Source organism: Cellulomonas avistercoris, from assembly GCF_014836445.1.
GTDB lineage: Bacteria > Actinomycetota > Actinomycetes > Actinomycetales > Cellulomonadaceae > Cellulomonas > Cellulomonas avistercoris.
The window spans coordinates 37,215-58,121 of sequence record NZ_JACSQV010000019.1; the positions used below are offsets into that span (position 1 = coordinate 37,215).

Sequence of the window (20,907 nt, forward strand, 5' to 3'; positions counted from 1 at the left end):
GCCCTCAGGACAGCGGGGACAGCGCCTTGTCGACCGCGGCCGCCACCTCGACCTCGAGCCGCTCGACGAGGGAGCGGCGGTGCGCGCGGTCCACGCGCACCTCCACGACGCTGGTCCCCGTCCCGGGAGCGGCGAGCGCGGGCAGCAGGCCGTCGGTGTCGACGACCCGGGTGTGCCGCACGCCGTACGCCGCGCACAGGGCGGCGACGTCCACGCCGTGCGGCGTCGCGAACACGCGCTCGAAGACCTCGGCCCGCTCGGGCGCACCGTGCTCCAGCGTCGCGAACACCGAGCCCCCGTCGTCGTTGGCGACCACGATCTGCAGGTCCACCGACGGCTCCGCGGGACCCCGCAGCAGGCCGCCCACGTCGTGCAGGAACGTCACGTCGCCCAGGTAGGCCCGCACACGCCGGTCCGGCAGCGCGAGCGCGACGCCCGTCGCGGTGGCGATCGTGCCGTCGATCCCGGCGAGGCCGCGGTTGGCCAGCACGAGCGGTGCCAGGTCCCACCGCGCGACGAGGTCGAGGTCCCGCACCGGGTTGGACGCGCCGACGACGAGCACGTCGTCGGGTGCGCTCGCCCGCGCCACGGCACGCGCCAGCGCCCAGCCGCTGACCCGGGGGCCGCTGCGCGAGCGGCGCGCGTCCTCGGGGGTGTCCAGGACGCCGTCGAGCACGTCCTGGGCGGCGGCGTCCGCGGTGCGCCACGCGTCGAGCCAGCCCGCGGGGGCACCGACCCGGCCCTGCCGCATGCGCCACGGCACCTCCAGCAGCACCTGGGACGCGTTGCGTGCGGCGTCGGGCCAGTCCGTGCCGCGCGGGGCGACCACGAGCACGTCGACGCCGGGACGTGCGAGCAGCGCCTGCACCGGCCGGGTGAGGGTCGGACGGCCCAGCACGACGACGCGACCGACGCGGCCGCCGAGCCGCTCGTCGGCCAGCAGGAGCCGGTAGGCACCGACCGCGTTCGGTCCCTGCCGCGCACCGGACGAGGGCTCGGCCAGCAGCGGCCACCCGTTCGCCTCGGCGAGGCGCGCCGCGCCGGGGCCGGCGCCGTCGCCGGCGACCACGACCGTGGGCACCGCGCCACGGGCACGCCGCGAGGCCCGTGCCCGCTCGTCGCCGGCATCGTCGAGCAGGTCGACCACGAGCGGGAGGGCGCCGGTCGAGGCTGCCGCGTGCTCCGCGGGCTGGGCGCGCGCGGTGACGTGCGACAGGCCCGCGTCGGCCGGTGCCGGCCACGGCTCGTCGCCCGGCACGAGCGGGTCGCGGAACGCGAGGTTGAGGTGGACGGGCCCGGGGTCGCCCGTGCGGGCGCCGGTCGCCGCGGCCAGCGCGCGGGACACCGTGCGCCGCAGGTCGCGGTCCTCGCCGGGGAGCCCGGCCGGCGCGGGCACATCGACGACGAGGCGCACGGCGGACGCGAACATCTGCGGCTGCTCGGTCGTCTGGTTCGCGCCCGTGCCGCGCAGCTCGTGGGGCCGGTCGGCCGTGAGCAGCACGAGCGGCAGACCCGCGTGGTGCGCCTCGAGGACCGCGGGGTGCAGGTTCGCCACCGCCGTGCCGGAGGTCGTGACGACCGCGACCGGGCGCGCGGGCGACGGGCCGCGCTCCCCCGCGTGCACGGACGCCTTGGTCAGGCCCAGGGCCAGGAACCCGGCGTCCCGCTCGTCGATGCGCACGTGCAGCCGCAGCGCCGGCGCCCCCGCGGGACGCTCACCGTCCGGGAGCGCCGCGTCGGCGAGCGCGTACGCGAGCGGTGCGCTGCGCGACCCGGGAGCCAGCACGACGTCCCGCACGCCGAGCGCCGCGAGCGCCTGGACCAGGACGCGGGCGGCCGCGACGGCCGGCGACGGCGGCGAGCCGGCGGTGCGTGCGGGGCCTGCCGGCGCGCGCCGCCGGCGGCGCACGGGCGGGTCCTCGGGCGGGGGCGTCACGCCCGCCATCATGCCCGAGCCCGCACGGCCGCGAGCCGCGCGTCCCAGCGCGCCGCCAGGGTCGGCGGCGCCGCGGCGGCACGCAGCAGCGCCGCGCTCGGGACGGGCCGTCGGACCTCGATCGCGCCGTCGCGGGGCAGCAGCGGGTCGGTCACGAGGTCGTCGGCCAGCAGCGCCGCGGTCGCGAGGCCGCACGCGTACGGCAGCTCCGGCAGCGCGGCGGCCAGCGCGAGCCCGGCGGCGAGCCCGACGGACGACTCGAGCGCCGACGACACGACCACCGGCATGCCCGCCTGCTCCGCGAGCCGCAGGCACGCGCGCACGCCCCCGAGCGGCTGCACCTTGAGGACCATGACGTCGGCGGCGTGCCGGCGCACGACCTCCAGCGGGTCGTCGGTGCGCCGCACCGCCTCGTCCGCCGCGAGCGGCACGTGCGTGCGGCGCCGCAGCGCGACGAGGTCGTCCACCCCGACCACGGGCTGCTCGGCGTACTCGAGGCCGCCGGCGGCCCGGTCGAGCGCCGCGAGCCGCGCGACCGCCGTGTCCACGTCCCAGGCCGCGTTGGCGTCGACGCGGATCGCACCGTCGGGGCCCAGCGCGTCGCGCACGGCCTCGAGGCGGGCCTCGTCGGCGCCCGCGGGCTGCCCCGGCTCCGCGACCTTGACCTTGGCGGTGCGGCACCCCCCGGACCCGGTCACGATGCGGTGCGCGTGCTCGGCGTCGACGGCCGGGACGGTGACGTTCACGGGCACGTGCGTGCGCACGGCCGCGGGCCACCCCTCGTCGGCCGCCTCGCGCGCCGCCCGCCACCAGCGCAGCGCGGCGGCGTCGTCGTAGTCCCAGAACGGGCTGAACTCGCCCCACCCCGCGTCACCGCGCACCAGGACGCCGTCACGCCGGGTCAGACCGCGGAACCGCGTGCGCAGCGGCACGTCCCACACGACGACGTCCGGCTCGGCACCCATCACCCCAGGCTATGCCGCCCGTGCCGGGGGGCCGACCGGGCACGGGCCGGTGGCGGGCGTCGGACGCGGCCTCGTTAGGGTGGTCCGGTGAGTGAGAACGGCGGCCCCGCCCCCCTGCCCGTGCGCGTCTCGGAGACGTTCGACCCGACGCGCTGGCGCGACGTGGAGGGCTTCGAGCACCTCACCGACGTGACCTACCACCGCGGGCGGGCGCGCCCCACGGCCGAGCAGCGCGCGGCGGGCGCCGTCGAGCGGGACCTGCCCGTCGTGCGCGTGGCGTTCCACCGCCCCGAGGTGCGCAACGCCTTCCGCCCGCACACCGTCGACGAGCTGTACGGCGTCCTCGACCACGCGCGCACGACGTCCGACGTGGGAACGGTGCTGCTGACGGGCAACGGACCGTCCCCCAAGGACGGCGGCTGGGCGTTCTGCTCGGGCGGGGACCAGCGCATCCGGGGCCGCGACGGCTACCGCTACGCCGACGGCGACACCGACGCGGCCGTCGACCCGGCGCGCGCCGGGCGGCTGCACATCCTGGAGGTGCAGCGGCTGATGCGGACGATGCCCAAGGTCGTCGTCGCCCTCGTCAACGGCTGGGCCGCCGGCGGCGGGCACTCGCTGCACGTCGTCGCGGACCTCACCATCGCGAGCCGCGAGCACGCCCGGTTCATGCAGACCGACGCGAACGTCGGGTCCTTCGACGGCGGGTACGGCTCGGCGCTGCTGGCGCGTCAGGTGGGGCAGAAGCGGGCGCGGGAGATCTTCTTCCTGGCGCGCGAGTACTCGGCCGACGACGCGCTCGCGTGGGGCGCCGTCAACGACGTCGTGGCGCACGGCGACCTCGAGGAGGCCGGCCTGGAGTACGCGCGCATCGTGGCGACCAAGTCGCCCCAGGCGGTGCGGATGCTGAAGTTCGCGTTCAACCTGGCCGACGACGGCCTGGCCGGCCAGCAGGTGTTCGCCGGTGAGGCGACCCGCCTGGCGTACATGACGGACGAGGCCGTCGAGGGGCGCGACGCGTTCCTGCAGCGTCGCGACCCGGACTGGTCCGGCTTCCCGTACGCGTACTGACGCGCGCGGCGAGGTCGGCGGACGTCCCGCCCGGGGCGCGCCCGGTGCGCGACGGGCGGTGCCGCGTCAGGCGGCGCCCATCCAGGACGTGAGGTCGACGAGCGTGGCGACCACGGCGCCGCCGCCGACGAGCAGCGCGACGAGGACCACGCCGGCGACGACGACCGCGACCGCCGAGCGCACCGAGTGGTCCTCGGGGTCGCGGCGGGCGGCACGTGCGGGGCGGACGGAGGCGGGGAGCGAGGTGTGTGCGGCCATGCCACCAGCGTCGTCCGGCGCCGCGCGCGGGACATCGCCCCACGGGACGGGCCGTGCCGGCCGGCGTCAACCCGCAGGTAGCACACGCTCCACCGTGGGGAGGACACCGCCGCCCGCGGTTGTCCGTCTCAGGTATCGCAACGGACGACCGCCCCCCGTCAGGAGGCCGTCACGAGTCCGTCAGGAGACCGTCAGCGAGCCCGAGCCGGCCGGGATCAGCTCGACCCACGTGTTGCCGGGCGCCAGGTCCGCCTCCGAGCCGTCGGGCAGCAGCAGGCGCATCGGCTGGTCCTGCGCGTCCTTCTGCCAGCGCGCCGCGACCGTCTTGCCACCGGACGCGATGACCGCGTCCCCGGAGCCGACGAGCTCGTACGTGGGGACGGGGGCACCGCCCTGCGCGCCGAAGGGCGTGTTCGGGTGGGGGGCCGTGACGGCGACGACGTTGACCGCCGACAGCCGGTTCCCGCTCGCCGCGGTCGCGGGCTCCGAGCCCTCCGAGCGCAGCCACGTCCCGCTCCCCGCGTCCCACGTCCAGACGGGCTGGGACTGGCCGGACAGGCGGAACGAGAGCGTCCCGGCCGGGCTGCCGGCCGTCGCCGCGGCGGCCCGGTCCGCGCTGCGCGCGAAGCCGAACTGCTCCGGCGGCGCCGTGCGCCCCGGCTCGGCGATGCCCCACCACGTGCTCAGCGAGCCGTAGACGTTGTGCGGTGCCTTGCGCGTCCGGACGCGCTCGAGCCCGGGTGCACCCGCGTCGTGCGAGATCTCCTGCACGCCCGACGCGGCGACGAGGTCGAGGATGCCGGCCTGCCCGCCGGAGAACGCGAGCATCCCGCCCAGCGGCGCGACGATCAGCGGGTCCATGGGACGCACGGACCGGATGGGCCCGACCTCCTCGGGCGCCTGCGAGTGGAACACGGCGACGAACCGCGAGACCTCGAACTCGACGATCGTCTCCCAGACCACGTCGGCCTGGTCCAGCCCGGACTGGGGGCGCGCGACCGCGGTGTTCTCGACCTTCACCGCGATCGCGGGACGCGGGTCGGGGGTGCCCTCGACACCCGTCAGCGGCCACGTCGCCGGCACCTCGGGAGCGGGCACGGCCTGCTTGTCCGCGACGACGTCCGCCTGGGCCGTCACCGTGGGCGCGGGCGACGTCGTCGCCGGCGAGCCGCACGCGGCGAGCGCGAGCAGGGCACCGGTCGCCGCCAGGGCACCGGACCGACCCCGCCACCTGCTCCCCGGAGCCGTGCGCGTCGAGCCCCTGCGTGCCACCGTCGCTGCCATCGTCGCTCCCGTCCACCGCCGCCGCGGCGATCTGCCACCTGCGCGATCCGGTCGCGCGCGGCGGGACCCCGCCCGGCCTGCCGGATCGCGGGACACTCTACGACGCCTGCCTCGACGCCCGCGTGCACCACGGCTGTCGGCGCCGCGCGGCGCGGCGTCCCCGGCGCCCGTCCCCGCAGCCGCGGCGCGCGGGGCGGGACGGACGACCTACGCTGTGCGGGTGAACCGGCCGCTGCGCGACGTGCCCGCGGACGCACAGGACCTCGTCCCCGCGCTGACCGCGGCGCTGGACGGCACGGGCCCCGCGGTGCGGGCCCTCGACGACGCGTCGCCCGGTGCCGCCCTCCAGGTGCCGCCCGAGGTGGCGCTCGTGGTGCGGACGTCCGGGTCCACCGGGCGCCCCCGCGACGTCATGCTCTCGGCCGACGCCCTGCGCGCGTCGGCGGACGCGACCGCGGCCCGGCTCGGCGGGCCGGGCTCCTGGTTCCTGGCCCTGCCCGTGCACCACGTCGCGGGGCTGCAGGTGATCGTGCGCGCGCTGCTCGCGGGCCGCGGGCTCGCGACGCTCCCCGCCGGTCCCTTCCGCGCGCCGACGTTCGCGCAGGCCGTGCGCGCGGAGACCGCCGGCCCCGGACCGCACTACACGTCGCTGGTCCCCACGCAGCTCGTGCGTGTGCTCGACGACCCGGACGCCACGGCCGCGACGCGGGCCTTCGACGCGGTCCTCGTGGGCGGCGCCGCGTGCCCGCCGTCGTTGCTGGCGCGCGCGCACGCCGCCGGGCTGCGCGTCGTGACGACCTACGGCATGACGGAGACGTGCGGCGGCTGCGTCTACGACGGGCGCGCGCTGGACGGCGTCACGGTGGCCGTCGACGCCGAGCAGCGAGTCGCGCTCGCGGGCCCCGTCCTGGCGACCGGCTACCTGCACCGCCCCGACCTGGACGCCACCGCGTTCGCCACCAGCGGCGGCCGCCGCTGGCTGCGCACGTCCGACCGCGGCCGGGTCGACGACGGCGTCCTGCACGTCCTGGGACGGCTCGACGACGTCCTGGTCACCGGCGGGGTCAAGGTCGACCCGCTCGCCGTCGAGGAGGTCGTCGCCGGCCTGGCCGGCGTGCGCGAGGTGTGCGTCGTCGGCGTGCCGGACCAGCACTGGGGGCAGTCGGTCGTCGCCGTCGTCGTGACGCGCGACGGCACGGCGCCGCCGCTGACGGCGCTGCGCACCGCCGTGGCTTCCGCGCTCGGGCCGGCCAGCGCGCCCCGCCAGGTCCTCGTGGTCGACGCGCTGCCCCTGCGCGGGCCCGGCAAGGCCGACCGTCGCGCCGTCGCGCGGCTCGCGACGCAGCTGATGACCCGGCCCCCGGCCACCTGACCCGACCCGCGTCCGACCCGACGCGCTCTCCCCTGACGAACAGGAGCACGATGGCCACCGCCTCCGAATGGCTCGCCGGTGCGCGTCCGCGCACGCTGCCCGCCGCCGTCGCCCCCGTGCTCGTCGGGACCGGCGCGGCGGCACAGGTCGACGCCGCGCACGCAGGCCACGCGCTGCTCGCGGCGGGCGTCGGTCTCGCGCTGCAGGTGGCGGTCAACTTCGCCAACGACTACTCCGACGGCGTGCGCGGCACCGACGTCGACCGGGTCGGACCGCTGCGCCTCACGGCCTCCGGGACCGCGCCGCCGCACCAGGTGCGCAACGCCGCCTTCCTGGCGTTCGCGGTCGCGTGCGCCCTGGGCATGTGGCTGATCGTGCTGACGAGCGCGTGGTGGCTGATCGCCGTGGGCGTGCTGTGCGTCGTCGGCGCGTGGACGTACACGGGCGGCAAGCGGCCGTACGGGTACCTCGGGCTCGGGGAGGTCGGGGTGTTCGTCTTCTTCGGCCTCGTCGCCGTGCTGGGCACGACGTACACGCAGGCGGGGTACGTGACGTGGCCCGCCGTGCTGGGGGCCGTGGCGATCGGTCTGCTCGCGTGCGCCCTGCTGATGGTCAACAACCTGCGTGACGTGCCGACCGACGTCCTCGCCGGCAAGCGCACGCTCGCGGTGCGCATCGGGGACCACCGGGCACGCCGCCTGTACGCGGTGATGGTCCTGCTGCCCATCCTGCTCGGGGCGCTGTGCGCCTTCGCGGCACCGTGGTCGCTGCTCGTCCTGCTGCTGCTGGCACCCGCCGCGATCCTGGCCGCCGGCGTGCTCGCGGGTGCCCGCGGCATCGCGCTCGTGCCCGTGCTGGGCGGCACCGGCCTGCTCGAGCTCGCGTTCGGCATGCTGCTCGGGCTGGGTCTCGCGCTCTGAGGTCGGCGCTACCGGTCGAGCGTGCCGTCGGCGGCGGCGTCCTCGGCGGCCGCGTCCTCGCGGGCGCGCGCGCCGAGGCCGCCGCGAGCGCGGCGCTGCTCGGCACGCTCCGCGAGGTGCACCGCGGCCGCGTCGCGCTGGCGCGGCAGCAGGACGTAGGACAGGCCCCACGCGATCACGGCGGCGAGGACGGGGGCGAGCCACGAGCGCATCCCGGCCCACCAGAGCAGACCGGTGGCGGCGAGGAACAGCGCGGCGCGCAGCAGGGAGTAGACGACGACGGGCACTCCCCCAGGGTAGGCGCCCGCCGTCCCGTCTAGGGTGGACAGGTGCTCAGGTACCTGCCGCTCGTCCTCGTGGTCGCCTTCGTCGTCTACTGCGTCTTCGACGTCCTGGGCAGTGACGCGCGCGTCCGGCGCGGGCTCCCGGTCCCGCTGTGGCTGCTGCTCGTCGTGCTGGTCCCGGTCGCCGGTGGCGTGGTCTGGCTCGTGGTGAGCCGCGGCACGCCGCACACCGGCTCCGCCGGTCCGCGCGGCGGCGGTCCGGTCGCGCCGGACGACGACCCCGAGTTCCTGTTCCGGCTCGACCAGGAGCGCCGGCGCCGCGAGCGGCAGGACGGCGCGGCGGACCCGGGCCCGCACGACGACCACGTCGACGGCACCGGCCCGGCCGGGACGACGGACGGGACGCCCTCCGCCTGACGCGCCGGCGTCCGGCGTCGGCTCAGCGCCCGGATCAGCTCAGAGCCGCAGCTCAGAGCCCCGAGTACGAGTGGTTGCCGGGGATGAACAGGTTGACCACCGTGAAGTTGGCGAGCACGACGCCGTAGGCGACGAACACGAGGTACGCGGCGCGGCGCCCCGCCCAGCCACGCGTCGTGCGGGCGTGCAGGTAGGCGGCGTACACGACCCACGTGACGAACGTGCCGACCTCCTTGGGGTCCCAGCCCCAGTACCGGCCCCACGCCTCCTCGGCCCAGATGGAGCCGCCGATGAGGGTCAGCGTCCACAGGACGAACGCGACCGCGTGCTGACGGAACGCCGACGCCTCGAGCCGTCGCGCGTCGGGCACCTGCTCGAGCCAGGCGAAGGCCGGCCCGGTGACGCGTGCGCCGTGGAGGGCCCGACGCACGCCGTCGAGCTGCGACCAGGGCTGCTCGAGGCGCGACCGGCGCTCGTCGCGGGCGTCGCGCAGGACCTGCAGGACGGTCGTCGCGAACGCGACGGTCGAGATCCCGGTGGCGATGATCGCGACACCCACGTGGAGGACCAGCCAGTACCGCTGCAGCGCCGGCTGCACCGCGTCCGCCTGCACGTGCAGCGTGTTCAGCGCCAGGACCAGCCCCAGCACCGCGATGCCGGACACGACCACCCCGACGAACGCGATGGGCCGGCGACGCTGCTGGACGACGAGCGCGACGAGCGCGCAGAACGTCCCGACGATCGTGAACTCGTACATGTTCGCGGTCGGCCAGCGTCCGGCGGCGACACCGCGCAGCACGATGGCGACGAGCAGGAGCAGGGTGCCGAGCGCGAGCGTCGAGCGCGCGATACCCGCGGCGCGGCCCGCCGGCGACGCCACCGTCGTGGCGCCCGCGCGCGACTCCGCGTCGGGCGCGGCGGTGCCGCCCCCGACGGTCACGGGCACGCGCACGGCGCGGGCGGCCTGGGCGGCCTCGGTGATCCGCGCGAGCTCGACCGCGTACGCGATCAGCGTGATGGTCAGCGCGGTCGCCGCCGACCACACGAACAGGTCGCTCAGCTCGGCGACGGTCATGTCCTGCCCTCCTGCGGGGTGTCGGGCCCGGTCGTACCGGTCCCGGTCGTGTGGTCGTGCACGTCCGTCGCGGGCGACGGGGTCGCCGGCGCGTCGAGCACCTGCGCGAGGACGCGGTCGAGCTCGGGCTGCAGGCCCACGTCGTCGCCGCGGGCGAGCCCGGCGGCGCTCACCACTGTAGCCGCGGTGCCGGGACCTTCGTCCGGGGTGCCGGGTGCCGCGCGGATCCACAGCCGGCGGCGGGGTGCGAACAGCGACGCCATGAGGCCGGCGACCGCGAGGAGCGCGAACGTGAGCACCCACGCCAGCGACGGGTCGTGGCGCAGGTCCAGCGCGACGAACCGCGGCAGCGCGTCGAACGTCAGCGTGCCCAGGCCGTCGGGCAGCTCGACCGTCTCACCGGGTCGCAGGTAGAGCGTCACGGCGTCGCCTGCCTCGTCGACGGCCTGCTCCATGCGCGACTCGTCGAGCCGGTACACGTTCTGCGGCACGCCGGTGTCGAGCCCGAGGTTGCCCTCCCACACCGACAGCACGAGCAACGGGTCGACGGGCTGCGGGTCGACCGAGCGCCACAGCCCGGGGGCGGGCTCGACGGCCGTCGGCAGCAGGAAGCCGACGAGCCCGATCTGCGGCTGGTCGCCGGAGACGTCGGGCACCTTGATCACGCCGCGCGACGTGTACACCTCGTCCTGCGGGAGGAACGGCACGGGGCCCGAGAACGCGACCTCACCGGCGGCGTCGCGCACCGTGACCGCGGGGGCGTAGCCGTTGCCCTGGAGGTACACCTTCGCGCCGCCCGCCACCGTCGGGTGGTTCACCTTCACCGTGCGCTGCTCGGGCTCCTGCCCGGGCTCGGTGACGGTCACGTGCGCGGTGAAGTCGCGGGACTGCAGCGTCTCGGGGTCGAACCGCGCCTCGAAGTCGTCGAGGCGCATCGTGAAGGGCACGAGGTCGGCGGGGTCGAACGCGGTCCCGCGCTCGAACGTGTCGTACGACGCCTGCACGTTGGCGAAACCGGTGCCCTGCACGACGATCGCCTGACCGCGGTAGTGCAGCATCTGGCCCGTCGCCATGGCGACGAGCAGGCCGAGCAGCGCCAGGTGGAACACGAGGTTGCCCGTCTCGCGCAGGTAGCCGCGCTCCGCGGACACCGACCAGGTCCCGGCGCCCTCGTCGTGCACGTCGACGCGGAAAGCGGGCACGCCGGCCCGACGGCGCCGCAGCACGGCCGCCGCGCGCTCCGCCACGACCTGCGGCGGGGCGTCCGACGTCCCGGCACCCTGCGCGGGGAAGCGGCCGAACCGGCGCGGTGTGCGCGGCGGGCGCCCGCGCAGCGCCGCGGCGTGCACGCGGGCGCGCGGCACGATGCAGCCGACGAGGGACACGAACAGCAGCAGGTAGACGGCCGAGAACCAGACCGAGGCGTAGACGTCGAAGAACCCGAGCCGGTCGAGCCACGGCCCGGTCGACGGGTGCTCGGTGACGTAGGCGGCGACGCCCGCGGGGTCCTGCGGCCGCTGCGGGAACATGGTGCCGGGCACAGCCGCCACCGCGAGCAGCACGAGCAGCAGGAGCGCGACCCGCATGCTGGTGAGCTGGCGCCACGCCCAGCGCAGCCAGCCCCGTACGCCGATGGCGGGCAGCGCGGCGTCCACGCCCTGCGCGTCGGGGCCCTGCCCGTCGGGGGTCCGCTGCGCGCCGCCGTCGCTGAACGCGTCGTCGAGGCCCTCCGGGTGGTACGCGGTCCGGGGGGCGCCGCGCGTCGGCTCGCCGCTCACAGCGCGGGCACGAACGGGTCGCCACCGGTCAGGACACCCTGCAGCCAGGCCGCCCACGCGCCCCACGCACCGGTGAGCAGCGCGAGGCCGAGCACGACGAGCACGGCGCCGCCGGTGCGCTGCACGGCGAGGCGGTGCCGCCGCAGCCACCCCAGCGCACGCTGCGAGCGCTGCAGGCCCAGCCCGACGAGGACGAAGGGCAGGCCCAGGCCGAGGCAGAACGCGGCCGCGAGCAGCGCGCCGCGTCCCGCGGACCCGCCGGTGAGGGACAGCGTGAGGATCGCGGCGAGCGTGGGGCCGATGCAGGGGGTCCAGCCCAGGCCGAACGCGACGCCGAGCAGCGGTGCGCCCCACACGCCGGCGCGCGGCGCGAGCCGCAGGCGCCGCTCACGCGCGAGGAACGGCACGGCACCGAGGAACGCGAGGCCGAGCACGACGGTCAGGGCGCCGAGCACGCGGCTCACCGGGTCCTGCCACTGCCACAGGGCGGCGCCGAGCGAGCCTGCGAGCGCCCCGAAGGCGATGAAGACCGCCGAGAACCCGGCGACGAAGAGCGAGACGCCGAGCGCGAGCGTGCGCCGGCCGGCCGGCACCGTCAGCGGCACCGCGTCGCCCACGGGCGCTGCAGGCGCCGCGGGCGCGGCATGCGGGGTCTGGGCGGGCCGGGCACCGGACCGGACCACGTCGGTCGCGTCGACGATGCCGAGCCCGGCACCCGGCGTGCGGCGCGGGCCGCCGCCGACCAGGCCCCCGAGCAGCCCGAGGTACCCCGGCACGAGGGGCAGCACGCAGGGCGACGCGAAGGACACCACGCCGGCGAGCAGCGCGACGGGCACCGCGAGCAGCAGCGAGCCGTCGGCGACGGTCGAGCCGACGCCGAGCGCGACCAGGCCGGCGCTCACGGCGCCTCCTCGGCGAGGAGCTCGTCGACGAGCGAGCGCAGCGTCGAGGGCTCGACGAGCCCGAGCACGCGCGCGGCGACCCTGCCCTCGCGGTCGAGGAGGACCGTCGTGGGCACCGCGTTGACGGGCACGACGCCCTGCAGCGCGGCGATCGCGCCACCGCCGGTGTCGTCGAGCGAGGGGTACGGCACCTCGAGCTGACGCTGGAAGGCCTGGGCGGCGCCCGCGGCGTCACGGCTGTTGATGCCGAGCACGTGCAGACCCTGGTCGGCGTAGTCGGTGGCCACGGCGGCGAGGTCCGGGGCCTCGGCCCGGCACGGGGGGCACGCGGCGTACCACGTGTTGAGCAGCACGACGTCCCCGCGCCACTGCGCGAGGTCGTGCGGCGTGCCCTCGTAGTCCGTGCCGGTGATCTCGAGCGGCCCGAGCCGGTCGGCGGCGGGCCACGTCGTGGTGGACCCGTCGCCGGACTGGTAGCCCTGGTCCACGACGTCCTGCGGGGTGCCGCGGCCGTCGTCCGCGCAGCCGCCGAGGACGAGCGCGAGCGCGGTGCCCGCGGTGAGCAGGGCGAGGACGGCACGTGGCCGGGCGGGGCGTCGGCGCACGTCAGGCTCCGGAGACGGCCGAGGCCCCGGGCAGCAGCGCGGCGGCGGGCTCGCCGTAGCCGACGCCGACGAGCGTGTCGTCCTCGAACCGCAGGGACGTGAGGGACGCGAGGGAGCACTGCCGGCGGCGGGGGTCGTGCCACAGCCGACGGTTCTCGAGCGCGAGGCGCGTCACCCAGATCGGCAGCTGGTGGCTGACCAGGACGGCCTCGTGGCCGCGCGCGGCGACGCGGGCCGCGTCCACCGCGGCGAGCATGCGGTCGACCTGCTCGGCGTACGGCTCGCCCCACGACGGGCGGAACGGGTTGCGCAGGTGCGGCCAGTGCTCGGGGTGGCGCAGCGAGCCGTCGCCGACGCCGAACCGCTGGCCCTGGAAGTGGTTCTCGGCCTCGATGAGCCGGTCGTCGGTGCCGACGGCGAGCCCGAAGGCTGCGGCGATCGGTGCGGCCGTCTCCTGCGCCCGCTGCAGCGGTGACGCGGTGACGACGACGACGTCGCGGCGGGGCGCGTCCTGCTCGCCCGCGAGCGTCCGCGCGACGAGCTCGGCCATCTCCAGCCCTCGCTCGGAGAGCCGGTAGCCGGGCAGCCTGCCGTAGAGCAGGCCCTCGGGATTGTGGACCTCACCGTGCCGCAGCAGGTGGACCGTCGTGGCGACCATGTGCACAGTCTCGCAAAGTCTCCTGGGTGCCCGGTCCCCCGCCCTCAGGCGGGCGGTGCGGACGGGGTGCCGCCCGCCGGTGGGCAGGCGGGGCCGCGCAGGTGCTCGACGACGACCTGCATGGCGGCACCGAGCGCCGCGAGCTGCTCGTCGTCGAGGACGTCCACGAGGTGGGCCCGGACGGACTCCACGTGGCCGGGGGCGGCGTCGACGAGCACCTGCCACCCGTGCTCGGTGAGCACGCAGTTGACGCCGCGCGCGTCGTCGCGGGCGGGCTCGCGGCGCACGATCCCGTCGCGCTCCATGCGGGCCACGGTGTGGGTGAGCCGGCTGCGCGAGTGCGCGAGGTCGTCGGCCAGCTCGGACATCCGCAGCGCGTGGCCGGGCGCCTCCGAGAGCCGGACGAGCACCTCGTACTCCCCCAGTGACAGGCCGCTGCCGTCGTCGAGCTCGCGGGCCAGGACGTCGAACAGCAGCGCGGTGCCGTCGCGGAAGGCGCGCCACTGGCGCTGCTGCGGCTCGCTCAGCCAGCGGACGGCCGCCTCCTGCTGCGGGGCGTCCTGCGACGGGGCGTCGTGCGTGTCCGGGGCCGGCCGTGCGCCCGTCGAGGCAGGATCACGCGGGGCAGCAGGCGCGTCGTCGGTCCGGCGATCGGCGGTCGTGCTGCGGGTCGGCACGTCGTCCTCCTGGTGTGCGGGGGGTTGCGGCACGCACCCCACTGTAGTAGAAAGATCAACAACACATACTTGTCGAATCAACGATTCGCTCGGCACCGACCACGGAGGACCCCATGACCGCGCTGCCCACCGGCCTCACCGCCGGCACCTGGAACATCGACCCCTCGCACACGGAGGCGTCCTTCACGGTCCGCCACGCGGGCATCTCCAAGGTCCGCGGCACCGTCGCGGTGACCTCGGGCGTCCTCACCGTCGGCGAGGACCTCGAGTCGTCGTCCGTCGCCGTGACGCTCGACCCGTCGACCGTCAACACCGGCGACGCCAACCGCGACGGCCACCTCAAGAGCAACGACTTCTTCGAGGTCGAGAGCTTCGGCGAGTGGACGTTCACGTCGACCGCGATCCGCACGTCCGGCAAGGACCACGTCATCGTCGGCGACCTGACGATCCACGGCGTCACGCGCGAGGTCGAGCTCGAGACCGAGTTCAACGGCACGGCCGTCGACCCGTTCGGCAACACCCGCGCCGGCTTCGAGGCCAAGGTCACCATCTCGCGCAAGGACTTCGGCCTGACGTGGAACGCCGCGCTCGAGGCCGGCGGCGTGCTCGTCGCCGACAAGGTGCGCATCGACCTGGACGTCTCCGCCATCAAGGCCTGACGCCGCACGCCGGCACCCGCCGGCACGCACGTCCCCGCGGGGGCGCGCCCGCCCCGGTCGCGCCCTCGCGGCGTCCCCGGCGCGCACGGCATCCGCAGCGCACCCGGCGTCCGGGGCGACCGGCGGGACGCGCGCCTCACGACGCACCACCCCCGACGCTGCGCGCGCGGTCGTGGAACGCCAGGATCTGCAGCTCGGAGGCGACGTCCACCGCCCGCACGTCCACGTGCGCGGGCACGCGCAGCGCGCACGGCGCGAACGTGAGGATCCCCACCACGCCGGCCGCGACGAGCTCGTCGCACACGCGCTGCGCGACCGCCGCCGGGGTCGTCAGCACCGCGATCGTCGCGCCCGTCCGCTGCACGACCTGCCGCAGGTCGTCGGCGTGCTCGACCTCCAGGCCCGCCACCGTCGTGCCCACCACCGCCGGGTCCGTGTCGACCAGCCCCACCAGCACGAACCCGCGCTCCGCGATGCCCGCGTAGTTCGCGAGCGCGTGCCCCAGGTTGCCCACCCCGACGAGCAGCACGCGCCGCACGTCCGCCAGGCCCAGCACCACCGTGATCTGCTCGCGCAGGTGCCCCACGTCGTAGCCGACGCCGCGCCGGCCGTACGACCCCAGGAACGACAGGTCCTTGCGCAGCTGCGCCGACGTCACCCCGGCCCGCGCCGCGAGCTCCTCGGACGACGTCAGGACGGCGCCGTCGGACGCCGTCGCCTCGAGCGCACGCAGGTAGCCCGGCAGCCGACCCACCGTCGCGGGCGGCACCGGCTGCCCGTCACGACCGGCACGCCCGTCGCCGGCACGTCGCCCAGCGGTGCGCCGATCGTCCACACGACCCTCCGTACGCCGCGCGCCGGGCACGGCCCCGGCGCCAGGTGTCACACGCTAGGGCCTGCCGCCGCCGCGAGCGAGGGCGCGCCGCAGGCGGGCCTCGTCGATCCGCCAGTACCCGCGGCGCACGCCGTCCACGTCGACGACCGGCACCATCTCGCCCAGCTCGTCGGCCAGGACACGGCCGTCGGGCCCCGGGACGTCGACGTCGACCTCGGCCCACGTCGCGCCCACGTCCGCGCACACGCGCTCGACGAGCGCGCGCGCCTCGTCGCACAGGTGGCAGCCGGCCCGCCCGTAGAGCACCACGCGGGCCGTCGTCGTGTCGCTCACGGCGCCCAGGCTAGACCGCCACGCCGACCGGCTCCTGGTCGGGTCCGCGACGGGCGCCGCCCCGCTCGTTACAGTGGCCGGATGCACGCTGGCGACGGATCGGACGAGCGCGCCGTCGTCGCCGCGACCGCCGAGACGCCGCGCGCGGCGCTGGTGCCCGACGACACGCGCGTCGCCGCGTTCTTCGACGTCGACAACACCATCATCCGGGGGGCCAGCTCCTTCCACCTGGCGGTGGGGCTGTACCGCCGCGGGTTCTTCCGCAACTTCGACCTCGTCCGGTTCGCCGTGCAGCAGGCGCGCTACCGCGTGTTCGGCGAGGACCGCGAGCAGATCGACGAGCTGCGCACCCGGGCGCTGGACATCATGCGCGGGCGCTCGGTCGCCGAGGTCACCGCGATCGCCGAGGACGTCTACGACGAGGTCCTGTCGCTGCGCATCTACCCCGGCACGCGCGCGCTGCTCGACGCTCACCTGGCCGAGGGCCACGCCGTGTGGCTCGTCACCGCGACGCCCGTGGAGATCGGTGAGCTCATCGCGCGCCGCCTCGGCGCCTCCGGCGCGCTGGGCACCGTCGCGGAGCACGAGAACGGGTTCTACACCGGCCGGCTCGTCGGCGACCTGCTGCACGGCGAGGCCAAGGCGAGCGCCGTCCGCGCGCTGGCGCTCCGCGAGGGGTACGACCTGCGCGCGTGCCACGCCTACGGCGACTCGACGAACGACGTGCCGATCCTCTCGACCGTCGGGCACCCGTGCGCCATCAACCCCGACGGACGGCTGCGCCGGCACGCCGCCGAGGTGGGCTGGCCCGTGCGCGAGTTCCGGTCCCGACGGCGCCAGGCGCGCCGCGGCGTCAACGCCGCGAGCCTCGCCGGCCTCGCCTGGGCCGTGGCCGTCGTGGTGCGCGCCGTGAGCCGCTCGATCCGACGACGCGTAGGAGCAGGATGACCATCCGGACCGACTGGGCCGTGCGCACCGCCCGGCCCCAGGACGCGGCCGCCCTCGCGGAGCTCGCCGCGATCACGTTCCCCCTGGCGTGCCCGCCGGGCTCGACCGCGCAGGACCAGCAGGCCTTCCTGGCGGCGCACCTGAGCGCCGCGCGGTTCCTCGAGCACACGTCCGCACCGGACCGTGCGGTCCTGGTGACCGCGACGCCCGACGACGAGCTCCTGGGCTACACGATGCTCGTGGCCGGTGAGCCCACCGACGAGGACACGGCCGCGGCCGTGCACATCCGCCCCGCGGTCGAGCTCTCGAAGTGCTACGTGCACCCCGACCACCACGGCGCGGGCGTGGCGTCCGCGCTGCTGCGCACGTCGTTCGACCACGCCCGCGCCCTCGGTGGCTCGGGGCTCTGGCTGGGCGTCAACCAGCACAACACCCGCGCGCAGGCGTTCTACGCGCGCGAGGGATTCGCGGTCGTGGGCACCCGACACTTCCGGGTCGGCGAGCGGGTCGAGGACGACTACGTGCTCGAACGGCCGCTCTGACGCGTCAGACCGGGTCGAGCGCCAGCCAGCGCACGCCGTGCGACGGGACGTCGACGACCAGCTGGGCGTCGGTGCGCCCGGGGGCCGGTGCGGCGTCGGGCAGCCGGTCACCGGTCCACAGGTCCGTGACGGACCACGACCGGGCCGCCGCGGCGTCGCCGACCAGCGCGGACAGCGCCAGCGACTGCGTGCGGCTCCCCGACCCCGTCCAGAACACCGCGACGTAGCGCGTCGGGTCCGCCGCGGAGCGCGCCGACCACACGACGACCTCCCCGTCGCCCGCCGGCTCGCGCAGCAGCTCGCGCCCGTCGGTCGAGGTGCGCAGCACGTGGCCGACCGCGGGCGTCGTGAGCAGCGCGACGGTCGCGGCGTCCGACGTCGGCAGGTCGCCGCCCATCATCAGCGGCGAGCGCGCCATGACCCACAGCGTGAGCAGCGTGCGCTGCTCGTCCGGCGTGAGCCGTGAGGACCGGTCCTCGCCGCGCTCGGCGCGGATGCCGATGCGCCCGAGCGGCAGCATGTCCGCGTCCGCCCAGCCGCCGGGCTGCTGGAACGGCGCCCAGCGCGCGAGCCGCGCGAAGTTGGCGTGCACGTCCTCCCAGCGGTCCCACAGGTCGTCGCACACGCGCCACATCTGCGCGTACGTCCGCAGCACGGGCAGGTGCGCGGTCGACAGCGCCGTGCCCGGCGAGAGCGACAGCACGATCTCGCGGCCCGACCTCTCGATCGCCCGCGACCACGCCGCGACGGCGTCCGCGTGGAACGGCGCGAGCATGTCGTCGACCTTGACGAGGTCCACACCCCACGACGCGAGCTGGGCCACGAGCCCGTCGAGCCACGTCTGCGCCGCCGGGTGGCCGTGGTCCAGGCCGTACATGTGGCCGTTCCACGGGCAGGTGGACGACGTGTCGGCGATGTCGGCGGTCGTCACACCGTCGTCCCCCGCACCCTCGACCGCCAGACCCGCCGCGACGGCCCGGCGCGGGATGCCGCGCAGGGCGTGCACGCCGAAGCGCAGGCCGAGCGCGTGCACCTGCGCGGCGAGCTCGGCGAACCCGCGTCCACCGGCCGCCGAGGGGAACCGGCCGGGCGCCGGCTGCGGGTAGCCGTGCGCGTCGAGCACGAGGTCGGCGTCCTGGTTGTAGCCGTGCGCGTGCGCGTCGGGGTCGGACCAGTCGATGTCGACCACGACGGTGTCCCAGCCGTACGGCAGCAGGTGCTCGGCCATGAACCTCGCGTTCGCCAGCACCTCCGCCTCGGTGACCGTGGTCCCGTAGCAGTCCCAGCTGTTCCACCCCATGGGCGGGGTGAGTGCCACCGCCATGGTGGTCCTCCTGTCGACGTCGTCGTCGTGGGCGTACCCGTGGTCACGCGGGCGCCGTCACGTCGGCGGCCCGGGACACACGTCGGGCCCGGTCGTCGACCGGGCCCGGAGTGCACTGCGCGCCGACGGACGGCGCTCAGCTCACTTCTTGTTGCGACGCTGGTGGCGCGTCTTGCGAAGCAGCTTGCGGTGCTTCTTCTTCGCCATGCGCTTGCGACGCTTCTTGATGACGGAGCCCATAGCGGTCCTCACTCGTGTCCGGTCGCGACCCGACATGGCCGCGAGATGGTGGTCGATCGACGCGCGGTGCGCATCGGGTCCACCCGAATCACCCACGCACGCAGAAGTCCGAGCACCCACACTACGCGATCCGGCACCGCGACCGCGAACGCCGACCCCGCAGGGCACGTGCGCTCAGGAGGTGCGACGACCCTCGCCGAAGGCCTCGGGCTCGACCGTGGCCGACGAGCGCAGGTAGGCGTCGAGCGCATCCTGCGGCACGCGGAACGAGCGTCCGACGCGCACCGCGGGCAGCTCGCCCGCGTGCACCAGCCGGTACACGGTCATCCGCGAGACCCGCATGAGCTCCGCGACCTCGACGACCGTGAGGAAACGCACGCGACCCTGCGGCCCGCCCCGCTCCTCGTCCATGCTCCGGCCCTCCTGCTGGCCGGGGCGCCGGCGTCGCGCACCCGAGGTACCGGGTGCTGCCTCCACAGTAGTGGCGCGTGTGACGGGTGGGAAAGGGGAGACACCCGCCCGGCCCACCGGCACGCGCACGGACGGCGCCCCGCGCGCCGTCAGTCGAGGTCCGGGTCCAGGCCCAGGGTCGGGAAGACGGCTCCCCGGGTCGCGCGGATCGCGCGGTCCACGTCGTCCGCCGGGTCGTACCCGGTCGACCACGGCTTGAACGTGGCCGGGACCTCGTCCGTCATCCGTGCGACGGCCTGGCGCCCGTAGCGCTGCCGGACGACGTCGAGCCACAGCTGGGGCACGGGCGTGGCGGGGTCCACGGGGCGGTGGGCCGCGACCCCCAGCAGGTGCGCCCACGTGCGCGGGACCACGTCGAGGATCGCGTACCCGCCGCCGCCCAGGGCGACCCACCGGCCGTCGCACACCTCGTGCGCGAGGTCGTGCAGCAGCCTCGAGGCGACGAGCTGGGCGTCGACCGACACGCGCAGCGTCGCGAGCGGGTCCATGAGGTGGGTGTCGCAGCCGTGCTGGGTGACCAGGACGTCGGGCGCGAAGTCGCGCACCACGGCCGGCACGACCGCGTCGATCGCCCGCAGCCACCCCGCGTCGCCCGTCCGGGACGGCAGCGCGACGTTGACCGCGGTCCCGTCGGCGTGCGGGCCGCCGGTCTCGGTCGGGTACCCCGTGCCCGGGAACAGCGCGTGACCCGTCTCGTGCACCGACACCGTCAGGACGCGCGGGTCGTCCCAGAACACGGCCTGGACGCCGTCGCCGTGGTGCGCGTCCACGTCGACGTAGGCGACGCGCTGCGCACCGGCCGCCAGCAGCTCGCGGATCGCGACCGCGGCGTCGTTGTAGACGCAGAAGCCCGACGCCGCGCCCGGTCGCGCGTGGTGCAGACCGCCGCCGACGTTCACTGCGTGCTCCGCACGGCCCTGCCACACCGCCAGCGCCGCGTCGACGGTCCCGGCGACGACCCGCGCGGCGGCGTCGTGCATCTGCGGGAACAGCGGGTCGTCGCGCGTGCCCAGGCCGCGGACCAGGTCGGGCACGCCACGCTCGGCCGCGGCGTGGACGGCCGCGACGTACTCGGGGTCGTGCACCGTGGCGAGCAGCGCGTCGGACGCGGGCTCGGCGCCCACCACCTCGACGTCGGGCTCCTCGAGGATGCCCAGCTGCGCCGCGAGCGCGATCGTCAGGTCGATCCGGTCGGACGTCATGGGGTGCCCGAACCCGAAGTCGTAGGCGAGCAGCTCGGTCGACCACACCACCCGCGCCGTCACGGGAGGGCGCCCGGTGGCCGTGGGTCGCCCGTCGGTGGCCGTCATGGGGTCACCGTCCCACCGGCGCGGCGCGCGTGTCGACCTGACG

The 20,907-nt window shown here is 76.3% G+C and carries 24 protein-coding genes; 7 read left to right on the plus strand and 17 right to left on the minus strand.

Features of this window, described 5'->3' with window-relative positions; all coding sequences use genetic code 11:
• Positions 1–4: 4 nt before the first annotated feature.
• Both menD and H9657_RS17370 read right to left on the minus strand, forming a co-directional pair.
• A complete protein-coding gene (menD, locus tag H9657_RS17365; protein WP_191784684.1) occupies positions 5–1,948 on the minus strand; it encodes a 2-succinyl-5-enolpyruvyl-6-hydroxy-3-cyclohexene-1-carboxylic-acid synthase in 1,944 nt (647 codons plus the stop codon).
• Positions 1,945–2,901 carry an o-succinylbenzoate synthase gene (locus H9657_RS17370; protein ID WP_191784685.1) on the minus strand — a complete coding sequence of 319 codons (957 nt, stop codon included), beginning with the start codon at positions 2,899–2,901 and terminating at the stop codon, positions 1,945–1,947. Before H9657_RS17370 ends, menD begins: the two co-directional genes overlap by 4 nt.
• An 87-nt stretch (positions 2,902–2,988) precedes the next feature.
• On the opposite strand from H9657_RS17370, the gene H9657_RS17375 reads away from it, so the two are divergent.
• Entirely contained in the window at positions 2,989–3,972 is a 984-nt protein-coding gene (locus tag H9657_RS17375) for a 1,4-dihydroxy-2-naphthoyl-CoA synthase (protein ID WP_191784686.1), read from the plus strand.
• A gap of 66 nt (positions 3,973–4,038) precedes the next feature.
• Here the strand turns inward: H9657_RS17375 and H9657_RS17380 are convergent, their stop codons facing one another.
• A complete protein-coding gene (locus tag H9657_RS17380) occupies positions 4,039–4,230 on the minus strand; it encodes a hypothetical protein (RefSeq protein ID WP_191784721.1) in 192 nt (63 codons plus the stop codon).
• A 180-nt stretch (positions 4,231–4,410) separates the two neighbouring features.
• The gene (locus H9657_RS17385; protein WP_191784687.1) at positions 4,411–5,514 is read right to left on the minus strand and encodes a DUF3048 domain-containing protein; all 1,104 of its coding nucleotides are present in this window, start codon (positions 5,512–5,514) and stop codon (positions 4,411–4,413) included.
• 220 nt (positions 5,515–5,734) lie between these two features.
• Between H9657_RS17385 and menE the strand changes: the two genes are divergently transcribed.
• Positions 5,735–6,886: an o-succinylbenzoate--CoA ligase gene (menE, locus tag H9657_RS17390; RefSeq protein WP_191784688.1), complete on the plus strand. Its 1,152-nt coding sequence runs from the start codon at positions 5,735–5,737 to the stop codon at positions 6,884–6,886.
• Positions 6,887–6,936: 50 nt separating this feature from the next.
• Complete coding sequence (locus H9657_RS17395) at positions 6,937–7,806, plus strand: 1,4-dihydroxy-2-naphthoate polyprenyltransferase (protein WP_191784689.1); 870 nt, start codon at positions 6,937–6,939, stop codon at positions 7,804–7,806.
• Between the two features lie 8 nt (positions 7,807–7,814).
• Here the strand turns inward: H9657_RS17395 and H9657_RS17400 are convergent, their stop codons facing one another.
• Positions 7,815–8,093, minus strand: a complete 279-nt coding sequence (locus tag H9657_RS17400; protein ID WP_191784690.1) for a DUF4229 domain-containing protein — start codon at positions 8,091–8,093, stop codon at positions 7,815–7,817.
• Between the two features lie 42 nt (positions 8,094–8,135).
• Here H9657_RS17400 and H9657_RS17405 point away from each other — a divergent pair, with 42 nt between their 5' ends.
• Positions 8,136–8,507, plus strand: a complete 372-nt coding sequence (locus tag H9657_RS17405; protein WP_191784691.1) for a PLDc N-terminal domain-containing protein — start codon at positions 8,136–8,138, stop codon at positions 8,505–8,507.
• Between the two features lie 52 nt (positions 8,508–8,559).
• Here H9657_RS17405 and ccsB read toward each other — a convergent pair whose 3' ends face one another.
• The 6 genes from ccsB to H9657_RS17435 are packed head-to-tail and all read right to left on the minus strand — an operon-like array spanning position 8,560 to position 14,235.
• On the minus strand, positions 8,560–9,582 hold the full coding sequence (ccsB, locus tag H9657_RS17410; protein WP_191784692.1) for a c-type cytochrome biogenesis protein CcsB: 1,023 nt from the start codon (positions 9,580–9,582) through the stop codon (positions 8,560–8,562).
• On the minus strand, positions 9,579–11,360 hold the full coding sequence (resB, locus tag H9657_RS17415) for a cytochrome c biogenesis protein ResB (protein WP_191784693.1): 1,782 nt from the start codon (positions 11,358–11,360) through the stop codon (positions 9,579–9,581). Before resB ends, ccsB begins: the two co-directional genes overlap by 4 nt.
• Positions 11,357–12,208, minus strand: coding sequence for a cytochrome c biogenesis CcdA family protein (locus H9657_RS17420; protein ID WP_225215585.1), 852 nt, complete (start codon positions 12,206–12,208; stop codon positions 11,357–11,359). Before H9657_RS17420 ends, resB begins: the two co-directional genes overlap by 4 nt.
• 50 nt (positions 12,209–12,258) lie before the next feature.
• Positions 12,259–12,867 (minus strand): TlpA family protein disulfide reductase, encoded by a 609-nt coding sequence (locus H9657_RS17425; protein ID WP_191784695.1) that lies wholly within the window; start codon positions 12,865–12,867, stop codon positions 12,259–12,261.
• Position 12,868: 1 nt separating this feature from the next.
• Positions 12,869–13,525, minus strand: a complete 657-nt coding sequence (locus tag H9657_RS17430) for a histidine phosphatase family protein (RefSeq protein WP_191784696.1) — start codon at positions 13,523–13,525, stop codon at positions 12,869–12,871.
• 44 nt (positions 13,526–13,569) lie between these two features.
• Positions 13,570–14,235, minus strand: coding sequence for a MarR family winged helix-turn-helix transcriptional regulator (locus H9657_RS17435; protein WP_318241575.1), 666 nt, complete (start codon positions 14,233–14,235; stop codon positions 13,570–13,572).
• An 80-nt stretch (positions 14,236–14,315) separates the two neighbouring features.
• Between H9657_RS17435 and H9657_RS17440 the strand changes: the two genes are divergently transcribed.
• Positions 14,316–14,861 (plus strand): YceI family protein, encoded by a 546-nt coding sequence (locus H9657_RS17440; RefSeq protein ID WP_191784697.1) that lies wholly within the window; start codon positions 14,316–14,318, stop codon positions 14,859–14,861.
• 136 nt (positions 14,862–14,997) lie between these two features.
• Here the strand turns inward: H9657_RS17440 and H9657_RS17445 are convergent, their stop codons facing one another.
• Positions 14,998–15,696, minus strand: a complete 699-nt coding sequence (locus tag H9657_RS17445; protein ID WP_191784698.1) for a redox-sensing transcriptional repressor Rex — start codon at positions 15,694–15,696, stop codon at positions 14,998–15,000.
• Positions 15,697–15,750: 54 nt separating this feature from the next.
• The gene (locus H9657_RS17450; RefSeq protein WP_191784699.1) at positions 15,751–16,029 is read right to left on the minus strand and encodes a glutaredoxin family protein; all 279 of its coding nucleotides are present in this window, start codon (positions 16,027–16,029) and stop codon (positions 15,751–15,753) included.
• Positions 16,030–16,110: 81 nt separating this feature from the next.
• Here H9657_RS17450 and H9657_RS17455 point away from each other — a divergent pair, with 81 nt between their 5' ends.
• Together H9657_RS17455 and H9657_RS17460 are read left to right on the plus strand one after the other, a co-directional pair.
• Positions 16,111–16,977, plus strand: a complete 867-nt coding sequence (locus H9657_RS17455) for an HAD family hydrolase (protein WP_191784700.1) — start codon at positions 16,111–16,113, stop codon at positions 16,975–16,977.
• On the plus strand, positions 16,974–17,519 hold the full coding sequence (locus H9657_RS17460) for a GNAT family N-acetyltransferase (protein WP_191784701.1): 546 nt from the start codon (positions 16,974–16,976) through the stop codon (positions 17,517–17,519). The genes H9657_RS17455 and H9657_RS17460 overlap by 4 nt, the downstream gene beginning before the upstream one ends.
• A 4-nt stretch (positions 17,520–17,523) precedes the next feature.
• Here the strand turns inward: H9657_RS17460 and H9657_RS17465 are convergent, their stop codons facing one another.
• The 4 genes from H9657_RS17465 to H9657_RS17480 form a co-directional block, all read right to left on the minus strand.
• Positions 17,524–18,843, minus strand: a complete 1,320-nt coding sequence (locus H9657_RS17465; protein WP_191784702.1) for a glycoside hydrolase family 27 protein — start codon at positions 18,841–18,843, stop codon at positions 17,524–17,526.
• A gap of 141 nt (positions 18,844–18,984) precedes the next feature.
• Positions 18,985–19,083 (minus strand): 30S ribosomal protein bS22, encoded by a 99-nt coding sequence (locus H9657_RS17470; RefSeq protein WP_003792170.1) that lies wholly within the window; start codon positions 19,081–19,083, stop codon positions 18,985–18,987.
• 174 nt (positions 19,084–19,257) lie between these two features.
• Positions 19,258–19,494, minus strand: a complete 237-nt coding sequence (locus H9657_RS17475) for a helix-turn-helix domain-containing protein (protein ID WP_191784703.1) — start codon at positions 19,492–19,494, stop codon at positions 19,258–19,260.
• A gap of 149 nt (positions 19,495–19,643) precedes the next feature.
• On the minus strand, positions 19,644–20,864 hold the full coding sequence (locus tag H9657_RS17480; RefSeq protein WP_191784704.1) for an acetoin utilization protein AcuC: 1,221 nt from the start codon (positions 20,862–20,864) through the stop codon (positions 19,644–19,646).
• Positions 20,865–20,907: the final 43 nt, after the last annotated feature.

What these genes read in the sequence shown, in the direction of transcription:
- menD (WP_191784684.1), bottom strand. Translation starts at nt 1,948, where the DNA reads ATGATGGCGGGCGTGACGCCCCCGCCCGAGGACCCGCCCGTGCGCCGC.
- H9657_RS17370 (WP_191784685.1), bottom strand. Translation starts at nt 2,901, where the DNA reads ATGGGTGCCGAGCCGGACGTCGTCGTGTGGGACGTGCCGCTGCGCACG.
- H9657_RS17380 (WP_191784721.1), bottom strand. Translation starts at nt 4,230, where the DNA reads ATGGCCGCACACACCTCGCTCCCCGCCTCCGTCCGCCCCGCACGTGCC.
- H9657_RS17385 (WP_191784687.1), bottom strand. Translation starts at nt 5,514, where the DNA reads ATGGCAGCGACGGTGGCACGCAGGGGCTCGACGCGCACGGCTCCGGGG.
- H9657_RS17395 (WP_191784689.1), top strand. Translation starts at nt 6,937, where the DNA reads ATGGCCACCGCCTCCGAATGGCTCGCCGGTGCGCGTCCGCGCACGCTG.
- ccsB (WP_191784692.1), bottom strand. Translation starts at nt 9,582, where the DNA reads ATGACCGTCGCCGAGCTGAGCGACCTGTTCGTGTGGTCGGCGGCGACC.
- H9657_RS17430 (WP_191784696.1), bottom strand. Translation starts at nt 13,525, where the DNA reads ATGGTCGCCACGACGGTCCACCTGCTGCGGCACGGTGAGGTCCACAAT.
- H9657_RS17440 (WP_191784697.1), top strand. Translation starts at nt 14,316, where the DNA reads ATGACCGCGCTGCCCACCGGCCTCACCGCCGGCACCTGGAACATCGAC.
- H9657_RS17455 (WP_191784700.1), top strand. Translation starts at nt 16,111, where the DNA reads ATGCACGCTGGCGACGGATCGGACGAGCGCGCCGTCGTCGCCGCGACC.
- H9657_RS17460 (WP_191784701.1), top strand. Translation starts at nt 16,974, where the DNA reads ATGACCATCCGGACCGACTGGGCCGTGCGCACCGCCCGGCCCCAGGAC.
- H9657_RS17465 (WP_191784702.1), bottom strand. Translation starts at nt 18,843, where the DNA reads ATGGCGGTGGCACTCACCCCGCCCATGGGGTGGAACAGCTGGGACTGC.
- H9657_RS17470 (WP_003792170.1), bottom strand. Translation starts at nt 19,083, where the DNA reads ATGGGCTCCGTCATCAAGAAGCGTCGCAAGCGCATGGCGAAGAAGAAG.
- H9657_RS17475 (WP_191784703.1), bottom strand. Translation starts at nt 19,494, where the DNA reads ATGGACGAGGAGCGGGGCGGGCCGCAGGGTCGCGTGCGTTTCCTCACG.
- H9657_RS17480 (WP_191784704.1), bottom strand. Translation starts at nt 20,864, where the DNA reads ATGACGGCCACCGACGGGCGACCCACGGCCACCGGGCGCCCTCCCGTG.